This window comes from Pontibacter sp. HSC-14F20 (genome assembly GCF_019599265.1).
In the GTDB taxonomy this organism is placed as follows: Bacteria; Bacteroidota; Bacteroidia; order Cytophagales; family Hymenobacteraceae; genus Pontibacter.
Window position 1 is genome coordinate 24828 of sequence record NZ_JAHZTC010000025.1, and the last position, 21123, is coordinate 45950.

General features: G+C 51.7%; 23 protein-coding genes. 14 read left to right on the top strand and 9 right to left on the bottom strand.

The window, feature by feature from the left end; translation table 11 throughout:
• Positions 1–4 precede the first annotated feature (4 nt).
• Positions 5–922 carry a bifunctional 2-polyprenyl-6-hydroxyphenol methylase/3-demethylubiquinol 3-O-methyltransferase UbiG gene (locus K3G39_RS18550; protein ID WP_220627669.1) on the top strand — a complete coding sequence of 306 codons (918 nt, stop codon included), beginning with the start codon at positions 5–7 and terminating at the stop codon, positions 920–922.
• Positions 923–926: 4 nt separating this feature from the next.
• Entirely contained in the window at positions 927–1145 is a 219-nt protein-coding gene (locus tag K3G39_RS18555; protein WP_220627670.1) for a hypothetical protein, read from the top strand.
• A gap of 64 nt (positions 1146–1209) precedes the next feature.
• Here K3G39_RS18555 and K3G39_RS18560 read toward each other — a convergent pair whose 3' ends face one another.
• From K3G39_RS18560 to K3G39_RS18570, 3 genes are read right to left on the bottom strand one after another with little or no spacing between them, the layout of a single operon-like run.
• Positions 1210–2910: a sodium:solute symporter gene (locus K3G39_RS18560; RefSeq protein WP_220627671.1), complete on the bottom strand. Its 1701-nt coding sequence runs from the start codon at positions 2908–2910 to the stop codon at positions 1210–1212.
• On the bottom strand, positions 2907–3050 hold the full coding sequence (locus K3G39_RS18565) for a hypothetical protein (protein WP_220627672.1): 144 nt from the start codon (positions 3048–3050) through the stop codon (positions 2907–2909). The genes K3G39_RS18560 and K3G39_RS18565 overlap by 4 nt, the downstream gene beginning before the upstream one ends.
• 52 nt (positions 3051–3102) lie before the next feature.
• Complete coding sequence (locus K3G39_RS18570) at positions 3103–5634, bottom strand: PIG-L family deacetylase (RefSeq protein WP_220627673.1); 2532 nt, start codon at positions 5632–5634, stop codon at positions 3103–3105.
• Between the two features lie 409 nt (positions 5635–6043).
• Here K3G39_RS18570 and K3G39_RS18575 point away from each other — a divergent pair, with 409 nt between their 5' ends.
• The 4 genes from K3G39_RS18575 (at position 6044) to K3G39_RS18590 (ending at position 8163) form a co-directional block, all read left to right on the top strand.
• Positions 6044–6727: a hypothetical protein gene (locus tag K3G39_RS18575; protein WP_220627674.1), complete on the top strand. Its 684-nt coding sequence runs from the start codon at positions 6044–6046 to the stop codon at positions 6725–6727.
• 107 nt (positions 6728–6834) lie between these two features.
• On the top strand, positions 6835–7206 hold the full coding sequence (locus K3G39_RS18580) for a YobA family protein (protein WP_220627675.1): 372 nt from the start codon (positions 6835–6837) through the stop codon (positions 7204–7206).
• 8 nt (positions 7207–7214) lie between these two features.
• A complete protein-coding gene (locus tag K3G39_RS18585; protein WP_220627676.1) occupies positions 7215–7577 on the top strand; it encodes a Rieske 2Fe-2S domain-containing protein in 363 nt (120 codons plus the stop codon).
• A 112-nt stretch (positions 7578–7689) separates the two neighbouring features.
• Positions 7690–8163 (top strand): hypothetical protein, encoded by a 474-nt coding sequence (locus K3G39_RS18590; protein WP_255594500.1) that lies wholly within the window; start codon positions 7690–7692, stop codon positions 8161–8163.
• Here the strand turns inward: K3G39_RS18590 and K3G39_RS18595 are convergent.
• Positions 8160–8363: a hypothetical protein gene (locus K3G39_RS18595; RefSeq protein WP_220627677.1), complete on the bottom strand. Its 204-nt coding sequence runs from the start codon at positions 8361–8363 to the stop codon at positions 8160–8162. The genes K3G39_RS18590 and K3G39_RS18595 overlap by 4 nt on opposite strands.
• A 340-nt stretch (positions 8364–8703) precedes the next feature.
• Between K3G39_RS18595 and K3G39_RS18600 the strand changes: the two genes are divergently transcribed.
• The 4 genes from K3G39_RS18600 (at position 8704) to K3G39_RS18615 (ending at position 12348) form a co-directional block, all read left to right on the top strand.
• Complete coding sequence (locus tag K3G39_RS18600) at positions 8704–10191, top strand: APC family permease (RefSeq protein WP_220627678.1); 1488 nt, start codon at positions 8704–8706, stop codon at positions 10189–10191.
• 106 nt (positions 10192–10297) lie between these two features.
• The gene (locus K3G39_RS18605) at positions 10298–10951 is read left to right on the top strand and encodes an alpha/beta hydrolase (protein WP_220627679.1); all 654 of its coding nucleotides are present in this window, start codon (positions 10298–10300) and stop codon (positions 10949–10951) included.
• Positions 10948–11202, top strand: coding sequence for a hypothetical protein (locus tag K3G39_RS18610; RefSeq protein WP_220627680.1), 255 nt, complete (start codon positions 10948–10950; stop codon positions 11200–11202). Before K3G39_RS18605 ends, K3G39_RS18610 begins: the two co-directional genes overlap by 4 nt.
• A gap of 6 nt (positions 11203–11208) precedes the next feature.
• Positions 11209–12348 carry an FAD-binding oxidoreductase gene (locus K3G39_RS18615; RefSeq protein ID WP_220627681.1) on the top strand — a complete coding sequence of 380 codons (1140 nt, stop codon included), beginning with the start codon at positions 11209–11211 and terminating at the stop codon, positions 12346–12348.
• A gap of 171 nt (positions 12349–12519) precedes the next feature.
• Here K3G39_RS18615 and K3G39_RS18620 read toward each other — a convergent pair whose 3' ends face one another.
• The 4 genes from K3G39_RS18620 to K3G39_RS18635 all read right to left on the bottom strand — a co-directional run bounded on the left by K3G39_RS18620 (position 12520) and on the right by K3G39_RS18635 (position 15841).
• Positions 12520–12741, bottom strand: a complete 222-nt coding sequence (locus tag K3G39_RS18620) for a hypothetical protein (protein ID WP_220627682.1) — start codon at positions 12739–12741, stop codon at positions 12520–12522.
• Positions 12742–12980: 239 nt separating this feature from the next.
• Positions 12981–13436, bottom strand: coding sequence for a hypothetical protein (locus K3G39_RS18625; protein WP_220627683.1), 456 nt, complete (start codon positions 13434–13436; stop codon positions 12981–12983).
• A 5-nt stretch (positions 13437–13441) separates the two neighbouring features.
• On the bottom strand, positions 13442–15109 hold the full coding sequence (locus tag K3G39_RS18630; protein ID WP_220627684.1) for a Zn-dependent hydrolase: 1668 nt from the start codon (positions 15107–15109) through the stop codon (positions 13442–13444).
• Positions 15110–15226: 117 nt separating this feature from the next.
• The gene (locus K3G39_RS18635; RefSeq protein ID WP_220627685.1) at positions 15227–15841 is read right to left on the bottom strand and encodes a deoxynucleoside kinase; all 615 of its coding nucleotides are present in this window, start codon (positions 15839–15841) and stop codon (positions 15227–15229) included.
• Positions 15842–16094: 253 nt separating this feature from the next.
• On the opposite strand from K3G39_RS18635, the gene K3G39_RS18640 reads away from it, so the two are divergent.
• Positions 16095–16274 carry a hypothetical protein gene (locus K3G39_RS18640; protein ID WP_220627686.1) on the top strand — a complete coding sequence of 60 codons (180 nt, stop codon included), beginning with the start codon at positions 16095–16097 and terminating at the stop codon, positions 16272–16274.
• Positions 16275–16377: 103 nt separating this feature from the next.
• Here the strand turns inward: K3G39_RS18640 and K3G39_RS18645 are convergent, their stop codons facing one another.
• A complete protein-coding gene (locus K3G39_RS18645; protein ID WP_220627687.1) occupies positions 16378–17010 on the bottom strand; it encodes a DUF6565 domain-containing protein in 633 nt (210 codons plus the stop codon).
• A gap of 242 nt (positions 17011–17252) precedes the next feature.
• On the opposite strand from K3G39_RS18645, the gene K3G39_RS18650 reads away from it, so the two are divergent.
• The 3 genes from K3G39_RS18650 to K3G39_RS18660 all read left to right on the top strand — a co-directional run bounded on the left by K3G39_RS18650 (position 17253) and on the right by K3G39_RS18660 (position 21093).
• Positions 17253–19691, top strand: coding sequence for a GAF domain-containing protein (locus K3G39_RS18650; protein ID WP_220627688.1), 2439 nt, complete (start codon positions 17253–17255; stop codon positions 19689–19691).
• Positions 19692–19925: 234 nt separating this feature from the next.
• Positions 19926–20726, top strand: a complete 801-nt coding sequence (locus K3G39_RS18655; RefSeq protein WP_220627689.1) for a hypothetical protein — start codon at positions 19926–19928, stop codon at positions 20724–20726.
• 142 nt (positions 20727–20868) lie between these two features.
• Positions 20869–21093 (top strand): CDGSH iron-sulfur domain-containing protein, encoded by a 225-nt coding sequence (locus tag K3G39_RS18660; RefSeq protein WP_220627690.1) that lies wholly within the window; start codon positions 20869–20871, stop codon positions 21091–21093.
• Positions 21094–21123: the final 30 nt, after the last annotated feature.

Consider the following 21123-nt stretch of genomic DNA (forward strand, 5'->3'; position numbering starts at 1 on the left):
CCTGTTGGAAGAGAAGAAACATTCAGAAGATCATTTGGGCCCGGCCCGCGAATATTGGTGGAACGACGATTACCTGGAACTGCTGGCTCACCGCCTGCACCTGGATTACACCGGTACGCTCGTGGACATTGGCTGCGGCAAGGGCATGATGGGCTTCATGTTTTCGCGGCACATGCCGCCCGGGGCCAAGGTATACGGTGTTGATTTTGAGTCGGAGTACATCGAAGAAGCCAGGCAGAAAGCCCAGAGCATCTACCTGCATAACGACATCTCCTACGACTTCCGGGTAGGCAACGCCTCCAACATTCCGCTGCCCGACAACCTGGCTGATATCACGCTCTGCCAGACTTTGCTGATCCATGTGAAAGACCCGAAACAGGTGATCGACGAGATGATCCGCATTACAAAACCCGGCGGCTGGGTGCTGGCGCTGGAGCCAAACAACCTGGTACCTAATTTGATGTTCGACCGCTACGGCGAAACTGATTTTGACGTAGAAAGCACCCTGGAAGTACTCGAAATAAAGCTGCGTATCGAGAAAGGAAAAAAGCGACTCGGCGAAGGCTTCAACTCCCTCGGCGACGTTATACCTGACTTATATCTGAAAGCGGGCCTCGAAAACATCAAGGTATGGATTTCCGACAAAGCGCTTTCTATCATTCCGCCTTATGATACGCAGGAGAAAATGCTGCGCGTGGAGCAGATGCTGCAGTGGATCGACTCCGATTCCATGGGCTACGACTACCAGGACAACCTGAATTATTTCATGGCTGGCGGCGGCGACAAAGACAAGTTTGATGCTTACTGGCAGAAGCTGCTCTACAACAAGATCGCTCTCAAGCAGCGGCTCCTCAATGAAGAGTATGTATCGGCTGGGGGCAGTCTGGTTTATATTGTAGCGGGGCAGAAACCGCGGTACTAGTGCTATGCCGGGAGCGTTCTCGCTTGTGACTGGTATGGCCAGGTATAGGTATGCTACTGCTGCCATCGGTATAACAATCAGTATTGTTTCATTGCTTCCACTGGCCGGCAGCGCCTTCCTTTTTTCCTTGATGGGAGTAGGAGGCCTCGAGAAAGAAGGGGGCAGGAGGATGCTCATCGTGCACGAAGATTGCCTTGTTCTAGGAAAAGTTAGCATAGGGTAACTCAATCCTCAAAATACTTTCTAATCCTACAAATCCTGATCCAGACAAAAGTTAAAGCGCTTTTTTAAGCAGTCTCCTTTTCCTTTTCCCCCATAAACAACTGGAGGATCGCCCCAAACACAACCACTGCCATACAACCGATCACGTTGAACCACAGGAAGGCAATGTCGGTGTAGAAATGGCAGTAGAGCACCACGGCTTCGGCCAGCAGCGCGGCAATAAACACGGCGTGCCCCTTGATGTACTTCACGTAAAAGGCCACCAGAAATATCCCCAGAATCGTGCCGTAGAAGATGGACCCGATGATGTTGACGGCCTGAATCAGGTTATCGAGCATAGAGGCGTAGGTGGCGAAAATGATGGCCAGTGTGCCCCAGGCAGCAGTAAAAAGCTTGGAAGCCCGCAGGTAATGGAAATTGTCTTTGTCCTTTTTAACGGATCGTTTGTATATGTCTATCACCGTGGTCGAGGCCAGCGCATTGAGTTCAGATGCTGTGGAGGACATGGCAGCTGAGAAGATCACAGCCAGCAGCAAACCCACCAGTCCGGCAGGCAGGTATTTCATCACAAAGGAAATGAACACGTAGTCGGTATCTTTGGTCTCAGCATCGGGCGTGGCCTTGGCGATAAGTGCTTTCGTTTCGTTACGCACCTCTTTTGAGGCATCTGTTATTCCTTGCACCTTGGCCTGGGCGCTGGCGATGGCCGTTTCGTTATCGGTTCGCAGGGCGGCTACCAGACCGTGCATGGCCTCCTGTTTCTGGTTGAACAAAGCAGTATGTTGCTCTTCAAGGGCCTGCATCTCCGGCCCAAAATCTGTAGCGTATACCTTGTCTTTGGCGGCTTCGTTGAAAAACAGCGGCGGCTGGTTGAACTGGTAAAACACAAACACCATTACCCCGATAAACAAAATAATAAACTGCATCGGGATCTTGAGCAGGCCGTTAAAAAGCAAACCCAGTCGGCTCTCCCCTACTGACTTTCCACCCAGATAACGGGCCACCTGGCTCTGGTCGGTACCAAAATAAGAAAGTGCCAGAAACAGGCCACCCGTCATACCTGACCAGAAATTATACCGGTCGTTCCAGTCAAAAGAGAAATCGACCACGTTCATTTTGCCCATCTTGCCGGCCACGGCTATCGCATCGCCGAAGGATACACTTTCGGGCAGATAATGCACCACCATAAAACCGGCTACGAGCATACCGCCCATCATCACGGCCATTTGCTGCTTCTGCGTCACACTCACCGCCTTCGTGCCCCCCGACACGGTATAGACAATTACCAGGATACCGATGAAGAGGTTGGTGAGCGTCAGGTTCCAGCCCAGTATGGTGGAAAGAATAATGGCCGGTGCATAAATAGTGATGCCCGCCGCCAGTCCGCGCTGGATCAGAAAGAGCAATGCAGCCAGCGAGCGGGTCTTGAGGTCGAAGCGGCTTTCCAGATACTCATAAGCCGTGTATACCTTGAGCCGATAGAAAATAGGAATGACCGTGATCGAGATGATGACCATGGCGATGGGCAAACCAAAATAAAACTGCACGAAGCGCATCCCGTCTTCGTAGGCCTGCCCCGGTGTGGAAAGAAAGGTGATGGCACTGGCCTGCGTTGCCATGATGGACAGCCCGATGGTCCACCACTTCATGCTGTTATCGCCTTTCAGATAGCCTTCAATGTCTTTGCTGCCGCGTGTTTTCCAGACGCCGTAACTTACAATAAAGCCTAGTGTGCCGAGCAGTACAATCCAGTCGAGTAACCTCATGAATAGATGCGGGTGATGATGTAAAACAGGGTGATCAGAAAAGCCAGATTGCCCAGCACCAGCCAGTACATGCTTTTCCAGCTTTTGAAAAAGGGCGGTTTGTCAAGCTCCTGGGTAGGCTTGTTGTCAGTTTCTTTCATGGTTTATATCTTATCAAAAGCGCGATGCGCGTGACACGCTGGCTTCCGATTATTATTTGGCTGTACTCTCCGCGCTGCTGCCCTGGGCGCCATGCCCGTTTCCGAGCGAGATCAGGTTGGTGAAGATGCGGTAGGCACCCGGCACCCCGGCAGGCAGCTGTCTGAACCAGGAATAGCCGGTATAGACAAAATGTCCCTTGCCATACCTTGCGATCAACAAGCCCCCGTCACGGGCAGGTTCGCCAGGGTCATTGCTCGAGAGTATGGCTTCGAACTCGCTGCTCCACTCACTCGGGAAGTATAAGCCTCGCTCCTGCACCCATCCCTCAAAGTCCTTTTTGGTGATCTTGTTCGGGCTGTTCAGCGCCTGGTGACCTGGCTTCAGGAAACGCACCTCCGCCTCCTCCACCGTTACCCGCTGGCTTGAAATCTTCAAAGGATAAGGCGCTACAGTATTCGTTTTGAGGCTGTGCCCGGTGTTATACTGCACGATGACGGTACCGCCCTGCTGCACATAGTTAAGCAGACGCGGCTGGTAAAAATTCATGCGCTCCACCGTATTGTAAGCCCGAACACCCAGTATCACCGCATCGAAACGCTCCAGATTCTGATCTGTGATATCTTCATCTTTGAGCAAGGTGACATTATACCCGATCTGCTGCAGACTGGCAGGTATATCGTCGCCGGCACCCATCAGGTAGGCGATCTGCTCCCCGTTGCGCTTCAGGTCGAGGCGTACGGCTTTGGCTACGGCTTCCGGAAAAGTGGTTTGAGTCGGGATGTGGCTGTACTGGATCACATTGAGTCCGCGGGTATAAGCCTTGCCTGCAACCGTAGCCACGGCTTTCAGCTCTACCTCCTGCTGCCCTTTGGGCGGATGCACCATAAAGCGCACCAGTTGCTCGGCTCCGTTCTGCTCCAGGTCAAATGCTGCCTGCGCCGGCTCTGCCCGCCAGCCCTTCGGCAGTTGCAGCGCCACATTGCCTTTTATACCTGCCTTGCCTGACTTCACCAGCACGTGCACCGGCTTGGGCTCCTGCGAGGCAAACATCAGTACTTTCTCCGAGATGTTCACAAACACGGGGGGCGTAATGGCCAAAGGTCTGTATTGTTCGCCGTCTACCGGATCGTTGCGCTTGTAAACCACCGGCACGGTATAGCTAAAAGGCTCCCCACTGATCAGCAGGTCAAGGCGTACTTCTACGGCCGGTTTGTTTTCCGGCGCTCCAATCTCCTGCAGATCATCTACCCGGAAAAGGCCCAGCGTGCCCTCCTGCCGTAGCCAGTAAGGCTGCGTGAGCTGCGCGGATGGCGGAATCGGCAATTTAAATGAGATCAGATGCACCTCATTCGGAGCGAGTGATTTATTCAGGGTGCTGTCCCTGGAAGCGAAGGCGGGGCGCATGCCCACCAGCTGCACAGGTATAGCCGAGCGGTTGATGGCTTCCAGCTGCAGGTTCAGGCGTTCGCCCGGCGTTACGGCATAGTCTGTGGCCACTGCCTCCAGGTATAGCCCCAGGCTGCCTTTCACGACCTGCTCCAGTTCTTCCGTTTTGAGTCGCTTCCAGTAGCTGTCCGGCAGTTTGGCCAGCTCTTTCCGGGCGGCCAGCAGCGTGGGCACCACAGCGGACGGTTGCTCGGGTTTAAACTCCGAAACTGCCTGCTGCAACAGGGCTGCTACTTTCTCACTGCCTTTTACGCGGCTCCAGGTGGTGTTTATACCTTCAAACAGTTCTTCTTTTGCCCGCTCGCCTTTGGTATGTTCCAGATACTCCACGGTAACACCACGCGTACCGGTGGCGCCAAAGCCCTGGCTCTTGTGCATGCTGCGGCTCAGAGCGGCAATTTCCGGGTAAGATTTGCCCAGCAGCGGATTATAACCGCCAACGTCTACTTTCAGAAGTTGCGACCCATAGTCCTCGAATTCTTTCTGGCTGCGAAAAGACCATACGCCCGTATTCCAGAGCACCCGCTTGGCCTGCCATACCTGCACATGCTTCAGCTGCTCGGGGAAGCGTTTCGGGTCGGCGGCTGCCTCGAAGGCCTCGCTGGCCAGCATGGCCGAGGCGGTGTGGTGACCATGGGTTTCAGATGGCTTTGGCGAGAAGCGGGTGATGATCACGTCTGGTTTGAACTTGCGGATCGCCCAGACCACATCGTGCAACACCTTTTCCTTGTCCCAGGTCGCAAAAGTCTCCTCCGGGTTTTTAGAGAAGCCGAAGTCGTTGGCCCGGGTGAAGAACTGCTGTCCTCCATCCATGCGGCGGGCCTGCAGCAGCTCCTGCGTACGGATGATGCCCAGCCCCTCCCGTATTTCGGGACCGATCAGGTTCTGCCCGCCATCACCACGGGTAATGGAAAGGTAGCCGGTGTTGTAGCGCTTTTCGTTGGACAGGTAGGCAATAAAGCGCGTGTTCTCATCGTCCGGGTGGGCTGCCACATAAAGTGCAGTGCCCAGCACATTCAGTTTTTTGATATCCTGCAGCAGCTCAGCAGCATGTGGTTTGTCCGGGGATTGCGCCTGAAGCAAGTCTCCTGCAAGCAGTGCGAAAAGGGCAAATAAGAGCGAAAAACTTTTTTTCATGGTTTTAATTAAAGATGTGGTGGAATGGAGCAGTCATCACCATGCTGTAAATCTAAAAAATTTGCGTTAGCCTACCCAGTTTTGCAGTTTATATAAGACAGAAAGTTGCTCAAACCCGACATATAACAATCGGTATAATTATTTTGCATTTAAAACAGGCTGATATTTCTTTAATCAGTTTCAGAAGATATAGTCTTGTAATATGACTAGTCAGGACTTAACAAAGAATACTATCGATTAAAGTAAAGTTTACAAAAAAATAATCAAATTATTAGCTTTATATTTAACCCTCACTATATTTGTAAAAAAGTGGAACACACTTAACGCATACTGCCTAAGGCTCGTCAGTTATACTGGGTAGCCCCTACTATGAAACAATGTATCTGAAGGCTACTAACATCTGACACACATGGCAGAAAGCAGAATTGAGGACCAGGCGATTGAATTTCTTGGAACCTACTATGCCAAACATGAAAAAAAATCTGGCTTACTTGTAAACAGACGTGTGCCCACCCACCAAGGCACCTTTGCTGACGCTCTGTTTGCTTACCAGAAACACGACAATTGCTTTTTTGCCGTTTCGCTCAATACTGCTGCCTCCCGTAAACTGTCCCGCCTGCTGAACTCCTACAAGAAAAAAGGGCTGGGCAAGAGCCGCTATTTGACTGCCGCAGCCATTTTCGGCGTGGCAGCCTACAGCTGTTACCTGGCGGGGAGTTGGCTGGCCATGGCCGCTATACCTGCCCTACTGGCTGTCGCTGGCTTTGTCCTGCACTCCAGGCTTCGTAAGCGCTACATACAGCAGCAAATGAAAACGACCGTTGACCAACTCAAGCAGCAACCCGGCGACCATCAGTGGCTGGGTATACAGGTAAGCAGCCTGTGCTGGCACGGCAATGCCATGGCAAACTACCTCTCCAAATTATGCGAGCGCAAAGGGATTGGCCTGCTGACAGTTGGCAAACGCTCCCGCCTTACCCTGCGTCAGGAGCCACGCCTGGCTACCTGCCGCCGCACCGACTTCCTTTCTTATTATGCCCAGGGCGAGAACCTGCGCAGAGAACTTTCAGACCAATTTATGCGGGTGGCTTAAGCTGCAAATAAATTGCGTCCGGGCCTTTACTAATCATCTCCCTCGTGCGTACAAATGTCAAAAACGCCCTTGCCTGTTAGGTGAGGGCCGGATATGACTGTACGCACATGAAAAGATATTTAAGTTCACTTCCCCTGGCCATTCTCTTTCTTGCCGGATGCCAGACCCAGGACCGTTTCCAGATTCCGAGCACGCAGCCCGACATGCGGGGCAACATCACCAACATCAAAAAAACCAATTCCAAAACAAAAGAAGGTGTGGCCGTGGTCCTGGTCGAATCTGTGGAAGGCGTGCAAACCGGCCACACCAAAGCAACACTCCGCATCGATGCCAAAACCTACATTGAAAACGTAGAGGGCGCCGCGCTCCGATTAGAGCACCTGCGCGAAGGACAGTTAGTAGAAGCCTGGTTTGATGAACAGATCATGGAGTCCTTTCCGGTGGAAGCCCATGCAGCAGCGGTTCGGGTGAGTAACTAAAGCACTAGATGGAACAGAAACAAGTTCGCTATACCTGGCACAAAGTATTTGACAGCCTGGCCGAAGCCCGGGAGCAGGTGCCACTTCGCAAACTGAAGCAGTTGGTGCTCGATGGCCGAGCTGTTTGCTTTGCCCATACCCCCACCGGCTTTTTCGCCCTCGACGATGTGTGTCCACATCTGGGCTACTCGCTCAGCAAAGGCACAACAAATTATCTGGATGAAGTGATTTGTCCCTGGCACAGCTACAGGTTTAGCATGCGGGACGGGCGAGAGTGCGAGTTTCGCACCCGTAAAGCGGTTCTCCACCAAGTGGAGTTAAGAGAGGACGGCGTATTTGTGGGGATTGAGCAGACAGCCGCTACTACCTGAAAAGGAGCGCTTTACCCTCGCAAGCAGGCACTCCACTCAAAACAGGACATTTTCTGTGGGTGAGGTGTCCTAATTGTTTACATTGAGGCGCAACCAAACGATTGTTACCCTTATGGCATCCCGCATTATCCATCCGGAAAACGCGCCATTTGCGCCGATTGAACTGCGCCACATGATGGGCGATGTATACCTGACCATTCAGCGCAAAGAGTATTACATCGAAGCCAAGTGGCAGGGCCACATAACGGCTGACAATGTGGTCTGCGCAGCCCAGGCCTTTCTCGAATTGCTAAAAAAACACCCCTGCTCGAAATTGCTCAACGACAAGTCGGACGTGACTGGTGACTGGCAGGATGCGAACGACTGGCTTCAGTTTGAATGGCTGCCGCAGGTGCTCGGGGCAGGTTTGCGCTACATAGCGCATGTTTACTCCCTGAACATGTTCAGCAAACTCGCTGCCCGAGAGCTTGAAGAGCGTATTACCCCTCAGCTCTCCATGAAGAATTTTTATGAACGGCACCTGGCCGAAACGTGGCTCCTGGACCAGGATGACACTGCTGCTGGCCGGCGGGCTGCCAGTGCTTAGCGCACGTTAGCAGCTACCGCGTGTGGCGCAACAGGTGTGATCACGACTGTGTCGAGCAGTACGGTCATCACAGGTTTTTCTACTTCCATTTCCACGTGGCTGGCGATTGCAGCATCTGTTGGTTGAGTGTTTTGAGTAGCTGGTTGCATTGCAAGACCGAAGCAAGATACTGTGGCGGCGATGACGAATATTACTTTCATGGCTTTATTATTTAGTGGTTATCAATTAATTACTGTGACAAAGCTATTCTATAGTACTTTGTTATGCAAGGTACTGTTGCTACAATCACTACTATTTTATACCAAGGCCCGGAAATTATCCGTGAAGTACCCCAAAAACCGGACGAACGGGCACCTACTTTCAAAGCCAAAAAGAGCAACTATTACCAGGTATAGTTATATAGAAGTTATCATCCATAACCTTTCTGTCAGATAATGCCGCGTATTTAGTCTTTCCCAAAAAATTAGCTTTAATTTTGTCCTTCGGTCTTTGCCCAGGTGATGGGCTTAAGGCTTCCCAGGCAGGTATAACACAGCTTTTATGCAGAATATAGAAGAAGCAGAAAGAGTACAGCAAGAAGAAAAAGAAGGCGGGTTTAAGCGGGAAATCACACTTTTCGACGCCATTATGATCGTGACCGGTGGCATGATCGGTTCGGGTATCTTCATCGTAACGGCCGATATCTCGCGTGCGGTCGTGAGTCCGGGCAATATGCTGCTGGTATGGGTGCTCTCTGGCTTCCTGACCATGGTGGGCGCCATCAGTTATGGTGAGCTTTCGTCGATGTTCCCGAAAGTGGGCGGACAGTATGTATACCTGAAAGAAGCCTACAACAAAATGGTGGCCTTCCTCTATGGCTGGACCCTTTTCCTCGTGATCCAGACAGGTGTGATTGCGGCGGTAGCCGTGGCGTTCGCCCGATTCACAGGAGTGCTTATCCCTTGGTTCAGCGAAGCCAATGTGCTGTTTTCTTTGGCTGGCTTTAATTTCACCTCCGTGCAGCTGCTGGCCATCGTGAGCATCCTATACCTGACCTACATCAACTCCAGGGGCGTGAAAAGTGGCAAGCTGATCCAGAATATTTTCGGCAGCACCAAGCTGATTGCCCTGTTCGGCCTGATTCTTTTCGGCTTGCTTTTCGGCATCAACGATACAGCCGTGCAGGCCAATTTCTCTGATTTCTGGGGTTCTGCCGCAGCGGCCTCCGGAGCCAGCGAAGCGCCTCCGGTAGGTATGGCGCTGATCACGGCCATCGGTATTGCCATGGTGGGCGCCCTGTTCTCGGCCGACTCCTGGAATAACATCGGCTTCTCGGGCGATGAGATCGTAAATCCGAAGCGCACCATTGTGCTGAGCATGGTCATTGGCAGCGCCATTGTGATGGGGTTATACCTGATCATCAACCTTGTATACCTGTTGGTGCTGCCTCTTAACGGCGATCCCAATGCAACGGATGTGATAGGGCAAGGTATAAAATACGCCTCCAACGACCGTGTGGCAACAGCAGTAGCAGAGGTGATCGGCGGGTATCCGGCCACGGTAGGTATCGCCATTCTGATCATGATCTCTACATTCGGCTGTAACAACGGAGCCATTCTGTCAGGAGCGCGGGTATACTATGCTATTGCCAAAGACGGGCTGTTTTTCGAGAGAATGGGACGACTGAACAAAAACGGCGTACCGGCTGCTGCCCTGTGGCTACAGTGCGCCTGGGCCTGTTTGCTTGCCCTCTCCGGCACCTACAACGACCTCCTCGACTATGTAATCTTTGCGGTGATGCTCTTTTATATCCTGACAATTATCGGGGTTTTTGTGCTGCGTGTGCGCCGTCCGGATCTCAAGCGGCCGTACAAAGCATTTGGCTACCCGATTCTGCCGGCACTCTACGTACTGATCTCTTCGGGCATCTGCATCATCCTGCTCATCTACAAGCCTGTCTATACCTGGCCGGGCCTGATCATCGTGGCGCTGGGAATACCGGTTTATTATTTCTTCGGAAGCAAGTTTAAGCAGGAGTCTGGTTTATAGGTATAGCCTTATGGTAGAACTGAAAAGCAGTTTGTCAGGTATGGCAGGCTGCTTTTTTTGTAGTTTTGCCGCTGCATTCGGCCACTAGTCGTAGAAGCACAACTGTATGAGCACCATTTATTTTATCAGCGGACTTGGGGCGGACGAGCGTATGTTTCAGTTTTTGCACCTCAAATGCAGAAACAAGGTATACGTGCAATGGATTAGGCCGAAAGATGGCGAGCCGCTGCACGACTATGCGGTGCGGCTGGCCGAGCAGATCACCGAACCCAACCCGGTGCTGGTAGGCATGTCCTTTGGGGGGATTGTAGCAATTGAGCTTTCTAAGTTTCTGAACCCACGCAAAACCATCCTGATTTCGAGTATTGCCAGCAGCAGGATTTTGCCGTGGTACTACCGCCTGATGGGCTTCCTGCGGCTGCATCGCCTGATACCTGTGCCCTGGCTCAAGCGCTTTCATTTTGCAGGTCCGCTGCTGTTTGGCGCCAACACCAAAGCCGAAAAAGTACTGCTCAAGCAGGTGATCCTTGAAACCGACCCGCACTTCCTGCGCTGGGCCATCGGGCAGTTGCTCAACTGGCACCAACCCGACCACTACGAGAACTGCATTATGCTCCATGGCACGGCGGACCGCATTCTGCCCATGGGCACTTACCCGGGCATCATTAAAGTAAAAAGGGCCGGTCACCTGATGGTTTTGAGTCACGCTTCCGAGATAAGTGCTATCTTGGATAAGATTTTAGAAGATTGCCAAACATGACAACAGATAAAAAGAAATTCATCATTAAAACGCCGGATGGCCGTACCGCCGACCTCACCAATGCGACTACGCTCCGCAGCAACAACCTCTACCCTTTCGGCCGCCACAACTACTCTATTTATGAAAGTCCGGAAGGCATATTCGTGCGTGGTTATAACAGCGGCGAGCGCGAGATCATGCTGACAGGTTTTGAGATTATTGACGAGGCGACGGCCCGCGGCTACAAACATACCTATACCCGCGAAGATTAGTAGGCCATGGAGTTGAGTTTCTGGGAAAAGGAATCGTATTTCAGCCACGTGGACGTGCTCATTGTGGGCAGCGGCATTGTGGGACTCAACGCGGCGCTATACCTGAAAACGCAACAGCCCGCCTTAAAAGTAATGGTGGTGGAGCGCGGACTGCTCCCCACCGGGGCCAGCACCCGCAACGCCGGCTTTGCCTGCTTTGGCAGTCCCTCCGAGCTGCTCGACGACCTGAGTCACCACAGCGAAAGCGAGGTGTTTGCGCTGGTCGAGCGCCGATGGCGTGGACTGCAGCGTCTGCGGCAGAACCTCGGTGACCAGGCCATCGACTACCACCGCTGGGGTGGCTACGAACTGTTTGAAGAAAACCAAAAGCCGCTCTACGAAGCCTGCCTTGAGCAACTCCCCTACCTCAACAAGCAGTTGCAGCAGGTGACGGGAGAACAGGACATATACCGCCCGGCAGACCACAAGATCAGTGATTTCGGATTTAAGCAAGTCGCGCACCTGCTCGAAAGTACAGCCGAAGGGCAGATCGACACGGGCAAAATGGTACTGGCGCTCACGCAGAAAGTACAGGCCCTGGGCGTGATTGTGCTGAACGGACTGGAGATTGAAAGGCTGCAGGAGGAGAGCACCGCTATAACCGCCCTCACCAAACAAGGCATTACTATACCTGCCCGCGCCGCGCTTGTGGCCACCAACGGCTTTGCTCGCCAGCTGCTCCCGCAGTTGCAGGTAGGGCCGGCCCGGGCACAGGTGCTCATCACCAAACCTATACCAGACCTGCGCTTCAAAGGCACTTTCCACTACGACAAGGGCTTTTACTACTTCCGCAACATCGGCAACCGGGTGCTGTTCGGCGGCGGCCGCAACCTCGACTTCAAAACCGAAGAAACGACCCGGATGGGCTTGACTCAACTGGTACAGAACAAACTGGATGAACTTTTACGCGAAGTTATTTTGCCTGGCATACCTTACGAAGTAGAGCAGCGCTGGAGCGGTATCATGGGGGTAGGTCCCGGCAAGACCACCATCGTGCAATCGGTATCAGAGCATGTTTGCTGCGCGGTGCGTATGGGCGGCATGGGCGTGGCAATTGGTTCGCTGGTAGGAGAAGAGGGGGCGGCGTTAGTTTTAGAGAAGCTGTAACAGGTATAGCATAGCCATTTTTTCACAGTTTAGGTACAAGGCTACTGCTAAATAACATTTGATCCTGATTTGAAATTAAACGATTCTTGATTTTTCAGTATGCGATTTCTACTAACAAAAAAGGTAAACCATTAGCGGTTTACCTTTTTCAGTTATTATCGTCAGTACGAGTTAGATTCGTATCCATTGAGGCCTTGGGTTAGGGTTAGAAATCATCAGGTTTCTGGCGGCTTCCTTCTCCGCTCTATAAAATTCCTGATATTCTTCTTCGCTCATTTCTTCGCGAAGGGCAATGTGGAACTTAGCCAGTTCGGGATGTAGTTGGTTGCGCTCCTGGCGCTCCTGGGGACTGTCTCTGTTAAAATCGTAAAAGGATTTCACTAAATTTTTCATAAGTAATGATTTGATTTAAAGTGAGTTGGAGAACAGTTTTACTCCCAAGCTCCTGTATAAGTTGTCTATATTCAGAAGCAGTTTTCCACAATTTGCCCTCAGCGCCGCCAAACCCACAAAAGCACACAGGCAGCACCGGCAATTAAAAAGCCCCTGCCAATTGGCAGAGGCTTTTATTCAGAATATCAAATACTTATATAATTAAATCTGAAGATCTAATGCTGCCATGAGCAGATTGATTATTGGCCCAGGTGCTTAAAGTAAAGTCCGGTTGCCACCAGCAGCAGCTTGGTTAGCTCGGGAATATCCCGGGTGATGGAAATGTGCCCGCTGGTGATGCTGAAATTGCCTTGCTCAAAGCGCATTAATGAATTTCCAGCCTCGTCCAGCAAGTCTCTGCTGCTGTCCAATGCCCTGCCTTTGAACGTAAACTGCTCGCCTGTGACCAAAGTAGTCCTGGTTTGGCCAAAGCCCGAGGTCTTGCTCATACCGATCACTTCGTCTTTGAATCGGATCGTAACATCCTGCTCAAGCCAGCCTTGCCTTTGGAAGTACAGGTTGATCCGTTGTGAACTGAAATCGGCGTCGTTGCTGGTCCAGCCACGGAAGGCAAGCTCGCCAACCAGCCCGTTATCATCACTCACGCTATACCTCCGAGAGGCTGCATTTTCCTGTTTCCAGCGCAGCAATTCCATACCTCCTACTTCAGGCCCAGCACGTCTACGCCTTGCTCGAACACCACGTCAACAGGTATGTTCTTTTGGCTGAGCAGGTCAAGGTCGGCTTGCAGCTCAGCACTGATCTGGCCCTGCTCGTTTAGCAGTTTTCCAACACCAGCGTAATCGCCATTGCCCTGCAGCGTCAGGATCAGCTGAGACAGTTTATCCATCGCCTCTCCCATTTTCACGTAATTCACGCGGTACTTGCCGGTCTGTGCATCGCGCTCAAAAGCACCATTCTCTTTAAAGAAATTGAAGCGCACCATGTTGGCCTTGCCATGCGCACTGGCCGCACCGAAACGCACCGAACGGAAAATACCGGCCATAAAGGTGGTATAGTAGTCCTCAAGACTGCCGCTCACTTCGCCTTTCTTGTGCAGTTGCGTGATCATGTAAAGACCCAGGATGTCAGCTTTTCCTTCTTCCAATGCAGAAGCATGTTCTTTCAGGGCCTCGCGTACCGTGCCTTTGCCGTTGATGGTGTTCTTTATACCTAAGCCGTGGGCTACCTCGTGGAACATGGTGTTGGCAAAGAAAGCATCGAAGGTTATATGCTGCTTCTGATCGTCGGCAATCAGCTCATCAGCGATCGGCAACATGATCTTGTCGAACTTGGCCTGCATGGCATTCTTGAGTTGCAAGCGACGTGTGCCTTTCTTCAGCTGTACCTCTTCGTCGTTTGGCAGGTTGATGGCAATGGTTTTGCTGCCCGCATTGCAATCACCGGCGTAGTAGACCACGTCATAGGCATTCAGGTCGGAGTCGGTGCCGGGCGTTTCTTTTTTGTAGTTGTCGGCCACAGGCAAGCCACGCTGCAGCTCAGGTAAAAAGGCCGCATACTTCTCCAGACGTTTACTCCAGTCCATGTCCTTGATCAGTACATAGGCCTCATGTGCCGCTTTGTAGCCAAATACCTTGTCCTCGTAAGTTTCGATCGGGCCGATGATGACGTCGATGCGATTGTTCTTCATGTCCATCCAGGCCAGATCGCTTGGCTGGTAGTTGTCGTTTAGCAGGGCATCAGCACGAAGCGTCAGGTATTTTTTCAGACCCGGCTCCTCGGCCAGGCTGGCCGCCTGCCTGAGCAGGTTGGAAGCACGTGTTACCTGCTCTTTGAACTGCACGTGGTAGGGCACTGTAATGAGTTGGCCATTGGCATCACGGCGCAGGAAGGTATACTGGCTGGCTTTGTCTTTCAGGTTGGCTTTTTCGAACTCCTCCTTTGTCATGTCGTGCGGGTAGAAGTTGGCTGCATCCGGCTTTGGTCCCACGCCAGGTATAAAGGGTTCGTTGTTTTCCAATCGGTCCCAGGGGCCGTAGTTGATTTTCACAAACTGCCTGGCGGCATCGTCGGTCAGGGCGTTCAGCAGGGAGTCTTTTTTGCCATAGGCCTCATACCAGAACAGCTCATCCATGATGTTGCTGGCCTCAATCAGGAGCGGAATCATCTGCCGTTCTTTTTCACTGAGTGAGTTCATGTCAGCCGTTAAACGAACGGTGGTATACATACCCAGCTTCTGCTGCAGGTCGGTGGCAGTGCTGTCAGTCTGTACCGTTTCATTGGTTTGCGCTTCGTTGGTCGTGCTGCCTGTGCAGGCGGCCGTCATGGCGGCTACGGAAGCGGCAAGTATAAGGTGGCGTGATTTCATATAGGTATAAGGTTAGTTTTATTTTTCAAGAGAAAGATACAGGATTTGAAGTAAAAGAAAAAGCCGCCACCCTTTGGCAGGGCAGCGGCTTATACCTATGTGATACTCCTGACTCGCTTAAAACAAGCCGAACAGCTCACTGTTGATGCGTTCAATGATGCTTCCCAGATCCTCCGGATTCGCCACAAAATCCATGTTGTTGACATCGATTACCAGCAGTTTGCCCTGGTCGTAGCTGCTCATCCAGGTGTTGTAATGCTCGTTGAGGTTGCGCAGGTAGTTGATGCTGATGTTGTTTTCGTACTCACGGTTGCGCTTTTCGATCTGGCCGATGAGCTTCGGCAGGTCGGCTTTCAGGTAGATCATCAGGTCCGGTGCTTTCACCATGCTGATCATCGACTGGAAAAGGGCAAAGTAGTTCTCGTAATCGCGCGTGCTCATTAAACCCGACTGGTGCAGGTTCTTGGCGAAGATAAAGGCATCCTCATAGATAGTGCGGTCCTGAATCACGTGCCCGTCTTTGGCCTGAATCTGCTGTACCTGCCCAAAGCGACTGTTCAGGAAATACACCTGCAGGTGGAAAGACCAGCGTTCCATGTCTTCATAAAAATCCTTCAGGTAAGGATTATTCTCGACTGCCTCCAGGTATAGCTCCCACTTAAAATGCTGGGAAAGTTTTGTGGCCAGGGTGGTTTTGCCGGCGCCAATATTGCCGACGATCGCAATGTGCATGGTAAGGATGTAATGGGTGAAAAAACCGGCTGCAAATTAAGCCTTTTTTTCGGGGATGACGACCGCAAATTCTGAAACTTACCAACGGGGTTATACACATTGTGCCTGCCTTGCCCTACCGTGTGCCACTCTCCTCAATTTTCCATCATTTTAGAAGAGACGTAAGCACCAACGCTATAGCTGTCTTATGGTCCTGCATCAACTCCGCTGTCCCAACCTCGTAAACTTAAACTGAAACCAAACTTGAAAAGCGATGACAAAAGGACACAACCAGGACCGCAATAAGACAGAGCAAAAGCCCGAAGCCAAGCATAAAGGCGGACAGGAAGGAAACCGCAGCCTGAGCGATCAGCAGAAGGATAAGAGCCCGAACCAGGGCAGGAATGACAAAAAAGACCAGTCTGGCGGCACAAAAGGCCAGAACGCTATCTAGTTAACAGTTCAATCTAAAACAGGTGGAGCGTGCAGCGATTGATTGCTGCACGCTCCACCTGTTTTAGCAAGTAGATGGTTCTTTTATTTTAGGGCAGGTACACCTAACGCTGCTCCCGCATCTGGTTATACCTGTCTTTGGCGTCGCGGCTTTTGCGCAGGGTGTTGAACTCTACCTGTAGCGCCGCTACTTTCATCTTGTCGCTGTTGTTCATTTGGCTGAGCACTTGCTGCTTTCGGTCGTTGAGCTGCAGGTATACGTGTTCGGCATAGTCCCAATCGCGCAAGCTCCAGTCGGTGCGTTGCGCCCGCACGTTTTCCATAAACCGGACAAAAGTGCCCCGCATCTGACTGGCTTTTAACTGGCCGATTTTGTTCGTGCCGGTCAGGCGACGCTCCCAGGTGGTGGCCGTCTCGCGGCTCAGGGGCTGTCCGTAGCGCTCTTCCTTCTCAGCTTCCCACTCCTGGTACTGGCTCTTCAGTTGGCCATACTCCTGCCTCGAGGCTTCGTTCAGCTGGCTGCTGTTACGGTCAATTCTTTGGGTGCGGGTCCTGAACTCCTGCTTAACAGCTGGCCATTCAGCCCGTGTTATGCTATCGCCCTGGCTTACTCTTTTGTTCATCCAGTTACGGAAATCCTCCAGGTCCTGCTCCAGCTTGGATTTGGTCTGCGCCTGAACACCTAGCGTGCTCAGTACCATCCATAACATGAGGGCGGCAACAAATAGCTTCTTCATCGTTCGGTTGTGTTTTGTTTCGTACTACTCTTTTAACACAGCATTCCCCTTAAATATTATGCCAGAATATGCTGATGACACTATATTTTTCAAAACTGATACTATACCTGCACCCGGTAGAACAGAACGTTTGCTATCCTTTTGTAGCGGCTTACGTTTAAAGCAAAGGCAGGCATTTCGTCTGCACTGCACTTGGGATTGTGCCAAACACGTTCTTCTCCCATCAAACCAAATAAACTAATATGCGCAAAACGAGGGACAACTTCCACGAAACCGTTGTTTCTATACCTAACCGGGACGAGATCATCCTGAGTGCTGAACAATTTCCGTTCAAGGCAACGCTCAGTCTGTCACCGCTGGTGTCTTACTGGGAAAACAAGATCAAAACAGACCCCAACTGCAATGTGTCTCGCGTAAACGAGCTGGCCGGTCTGCTGCGCCAAAACCCGGAGCTGCTGGAGCCTATTGAAGATGTGGCTATCATTGATAAATACATTGACACGGTCGACATCCTGATGGAAGATATTTTCCCGAGTGCCCTTTGGGAGAACGACCTGCGTGCCACGGTGCTGCCCTTTCACTTCGACAGCTTTTACGCCACACCACGCCTGGAGGAACTCGACCTGCTGGGCGGCGGCAACTATACCCAAAAGCTTAACCTCGACCTTAAAACGCTGCTCTTCCGCCAGACGCTCTCGGCCTATACCTTGATTCTGGAGAAGTTTTATAATGCCAATTTCTTTGTGGAAGAGCCCTTTATCTTCAGCATCAAAGACAAGTTCACCAAACTGGACCGGCACTACAAGCTGATCACGGATCTGAAGTTCATGAAAGTGAAAGCCAAAGGGCCGATCAAGAAACTGAGCACGCAGGAAATAAATTTTCTGATAAACCGCTACAACGACCTCGACCTCTGGATGCAGAAGATTCCGCCGGAGAACTTTGAGTTCAGCGGCTTTGCCATTTACGATTTTACGGATGTGACCAACGAGGCGACCATTTCCTCCTTGCGCTACGACCTCCTCGATCAGGATTCTGTGACCACACCGGAAGGTTTTGAGAGCCTGCAGCAAAAACTGCGCGTGCTGTTTGGGCTGCCGGGCCTGCGGCTGGGCTTGTCTTCCCTGCCCGCTCTGCACGACTTTGACACTAATTTTACCCGCAAAACCTGGAACGGGTTGGTGCTTCAGAAAAATTCTCACATCAAACTCGAAGATCTAACGGAGTCGATCTATGCCCCGGTGCTCATAAAAGGCAATACCATTATCGTAGACGACCTGGAGCAACTGGACGAGCCCAACAGACTGGAGCAGGAGTTGATTAAAACCGGTTTGCGCAACCTGATCATCGCGCCGCTTCAATACGAAGGCAAAATGATCGGGATGCTGGAACTGGCCTCGCCTATACCTGGCGAGTTGAATGCCCTCTCCACCATCAAGCTCAAGGAGATTCTGCCCCTGTTTGCCCTGGCGCTTAACCGCATGCTCGACGAGTTACGCAGCAGCATCCAGAACATCATCAAAGAGAAGTATACCGCTATCCACCCGATTGTGGAGTGGCGCTTTACACAGGCAGCCATCAACCTGCTCGATAAGATGGAGCGCAATGTGCCGGCTGAGATCGAGCCGATCGTGTTCCGGGACATCTTCCCGCTTTACGGCGTTTCGGATATCCGCAGCTCGGCCTCAGAGCGCAACAAAGCCATACAGGGCGACCTGCTCGACCAGTTGGTGCTGGCCAAAGAAGTGATACTGGCTGCCAAGGACCAATTGCCGCTTTCGATCCTGGATGAATTAGTATACAAGATTGACAAGTACTCACAGAACATGGTGCAGGAGCTGAGTTCGGGCGATGAGGCGGTGGTGCTGGAGTTTTTGCGCACCGAGATCGAACCGCTCTTCAATCACTTTGCCCAGAAGTATCCTACTACCCAGAAGGCCATTGAAGCGTACCGGAAGGCTACCAACAACCCGAATGGTGTCGTGTATAACAAGCGGCGTGCCTACGAAGAAAGTCTATACCTGATCAATGATACCATTTCCACTTTCCTGGACCGGGAGGAGGAAAAGGCGCAGCAGATCTTTCCGCACTACTTTGAGAAGTATAAGACGGATGGTCTGGAGTATAACATCTATATCGGGGCATCGCTGCTGAACAGTGGTCATTTTCAGGAGCTATACCTAAAGAACATGCGCCTGTGGCAACTCATGCTCACCTGCGAGATTGCCCGCCGCATACACAAACTGCGCGCCAACCTGAAACTGCCGCTCGAGATCACGCAGCTGATTCTCGTGCACAGCAACCCGATCAGTATCCGCTTCCGGCTCGACGAGAAGAAGTTTGACGTGGAGGGTGCCGACAATATCCGCTATGAGATCCTTAAAAAGCGAATCGACAAGGCCACTTTGCGTGGCTCCGAAGAGCGCCTCACCCAACCCGGCAAGGTGGCCATCGTCTATACCCAGCCGCGGGAAGCGCAGGAGTACCGCCGCTACATCGATTTTCTGCAGGCCGAGGGTTACATTGAAGAAGAAATAGAAGATCTGGAGATTGAGGAGCTACAAGGGGTACAGGGTCTGAAAGCACTCCGCATTTCGATCAATTTCCAGGAGCAGCTGCGCCACGACATTGATGCCGGCGACGAGCTGCTGCAGATCGCGCAGGCTGCTGCCCTGAACTAAAATTGCACTTTTATACCTTGCCCAATTTTTTTAACAGATTAAATATCATCACACAAACCATCTAATCAACAACTTACACTAAATTCTGAGTTGTAAAATTCTACCAATTACAGGTGCCTCTGTAATTTTCTCTACACCGGTGCAATTATTTTAAGGAAAACGGCGTTTTACCTGAGACTGCCGGGGAAGCGCCCTGTGCCGTTTATTTATTTTCACTTTTCAACTTTTAGCCAAATGAAATTGAAAAACCGTTTTTTACCCGCCATGCTAGTATTTGGCGTGGTAGCACTATCATCTTGCGAGAAAAACGACCACGAGTCTGCACAGCCAACGTTTGACCAGGGCAGCCTGTCTCATATCATGCTGGATTCTGCCGAGGTTACTTCTTATAAGGTAGTAAGCAAGCAGCTTAGCCAGGTGAACCACTACAACCAGGAAACCGGTGAAGTGGAGAGCTTCGACAAGTACGAGCGTGACAACAAGGGCCGCCTGATCAAGAGTACAACCTACGCTGGCAAAAGCCAGACACTCCTCACAGAGCAGCACTACACCTACAACGACAAAGGCGAGTTGAGCAAATCGGTGTCCACTTACTTTACAGGTGGCAAGCCCGAGTACCAGACCTACAGCACTTACGCTTATGACGCTTCCAACAAGCTGAGCAAGAAGTCTGTTTATGAAGGTACTGAGGAGAAAGGCAAACTGAAGTCTTTCACGACTTATGAAGTAATGCAAAACGGTAACTACGCCCAGGAAAAGCAGTTTGTAATCGATGGTTCAGGAGAAGCCAAGCTTTACGCGACCACGACCAACTCTTACGATTCTAACCCGAACCCGCTGCACGCTTTTGAAGAGCCAGGCTCGGCCAGCAGCCCGAACAACCTGGTGCGCTCTTCTATGGTGGTACACAACAGCCAGAAGACATTCACGCGCTCTTACGCTTACAAGTACGACGAGAGCGGCATGCCAATCAGCCAGACGGTGACACTGCCAAATGGTAAGTCCCAAACATTCAACTACGTGTACAGCAACTAATGCTGCTGCGTAGTTCGCCCCACAGCCCCCGGCCGTTTACGTCCGGGGGCTGTGGGGTTTCCGGGCTTTTGCGGCTGCCAACCGGCATCTGGTAATTGTGCCGTAAAAAACCTATATTTGTTATTGTACTAAACAACAGACAATGGCGAAGACAAAAATAACAGTGAACAACAATGGTTCGCTGCGCGTAGAGGGTGAATTTGAGATCGTGGACAAGAACGGTAACGTATACGGGCTTGGCGGCCGCGAGCTGGTTTCGATCTGCCGTTGCGGCATGTCCAAAAACAAACCGTTCTGCGACGGCTCACACAAAGGACACTTTGAACATGAGGCCGAGGCCTTTGACCTACCTCCTAAGAAACAATAACACGGCCCCACCTAACACCACCTGTACCCT